Source organism: Pseudoalteromonas sp. SG44-17 (assembly GCF_014164235.1).
GTDB lineage: Bacteria > Pseudomonadota > Gammaproteobacteria > Enterobacterales > Alteromonadaceae > Pseudoalteromonas > Pseudoalteromonas rhizosphaerae.
Window position 1 is genome coordinate 1 of the sequence record NZ_JACJEV010000078.1, and the last position, 1,637, is coordinate 1,637.

At 39.6% G+C, this 1,637-nt stretch carries 1 protein-coding gene; it reads left to right on the forward strand.

The features are described from left to right. The first annotated feature begins 52 nt into the window (after window positions 1-52). A protein-coding gene (locus tag H5182_RS21905; RefSeq protein WP_182732663.1) for an IS3 family transposase occupies window positions 53-1,599 on the forward strand; the annotation gives its coding sequence in 2 pieces (ribosomal slippage) (window positions 53-512 and window positions 512-1,599; 1,548 coding nt in all). The last annotated feature ends 38 nt before the right edge of the window (window positions 1,600-1,637 follow it).

The following is a 1,637-nucleotide window of genomic DNA, read 5'->3' on the forward strand; positions in this document are numbered from 1 at the left end:
CCCCCTGTGTCAGGATAGTTGTCGCCTCTAACTTTTAATAGAGGCAGATAAAATGAGACGTCGATTTACTCAAGAATTTAAAGTTCAAGCTGTTGAAAAAGCATTATCTCAATGTGATGATGTTCGTCTAGAAGATATTGCTGATGATTTAGGCGTCGGCTATTCAACACTACAACGGTGGATTGCACTTGCTAAAAACCATGAACTTGAAACTAAAAATAACGGTAGTCACATGACAACAGAAAAACGCCCTCATGACTGGAGCTTAGAAGACAGGCTCAACGCCATTATTGAATGTGCGAGTTTAGATGAAACAGCTCTTAATGAATATTGTCGTGCTAAAGGACTTTACCCGCATCACATTCAACAATGGAAGCAAGATTTTGCTAAAGGGCCAGCAACGAAGCCTGTAAAATCAGACAGCAAGCAGCTCAAACAAGAAATTAAGCAGCTTCAAAAAGAGCTTAATCGTAAAGATAAAGCATTAGCAGAAACAGCCGCTTTACTTGTACTCAAAAAAAAAGCAGATGCGCTTTGGGGTTTCAACGAGGACGATTAACCAGCTCAACTGAACGCCATGAATTGATAAAGCTCATTAAAGACGCTCAGAAATCAGGGGCAAGGCAAGCAAAAGCATGTGAGTTACTTGGTTTAACGACAAGAACAATCCAACGCTGGATTGAAGCTGAAGATATGATAGATAAGCGGACAAGTACGATAAAACGACCACCTAATAAGCTAACTGAATTAGAGCAACAGCGTATAATTAAGACGGTTAATTCAATAGAGTACGGGCATTTACCACCCTGCAAGATAGTCCCTAAACTATTGGATAAAGGTGTGTGGATAGCATCAGAAAGTTCGTTTTATCGCGTTATGAAATCACATAACTTACTAACACACAGAGAAAAAGTAAAACCAAATAAAAAGATAAAAAAGCCAAAAGCGCTCAAGGCAACACGTGCAAACGAAATTTATACATGGGATATCACGTATTTGCCGACAGCAGTTAAAGGTCAGTTTTTATACTTATATTTAGTGATGGATATTTATAGTCGAAAAATAGTTGGTTGGCAGGTTCATGACACACAACTAAGCACACTGGCGGCTGATTTAATGGTAGATATTTGCAGGCGAGAGCAGGTAAAACCTGAGCAAGTCACGTTGCACTCAGATAATGGCAGTCCAATGAAAGGAGCAACGTTATTAGCGACATTGCAGGAGTTAGGGATTGTGCCTTCATTTAGCCGACCATCTGTGAGTAACGATAATCCGTATTCTGAGTCATTATTTAAAACATTAAAGTATCGCCCAGAATACCCTGAAAAAGCCTTCGAAGATATCGCGAGCGCAAGGAAATGGGTTAACGGATTTGTAGATTGGTACAACGATGAACATTTACATAGCGGTATTAAGTTTGTCACGCCAAATCAGCGTCATTTAGGTTTAGATAAAGCGATCCTAGCGGAACGTCATCGGGTTAATGAAATAGCGAAATTACAGAATCCAAGTCGTTGGTCAGGAAAGTCTCGAAATTGGACAATGATCAATGAAGTAAATTTGAATCCAGAGAAAAAAGAAGAAGTGCGGGCGGCATAAAATTTAACTTGATGCGACAACTAACTTGAAAAACTCCG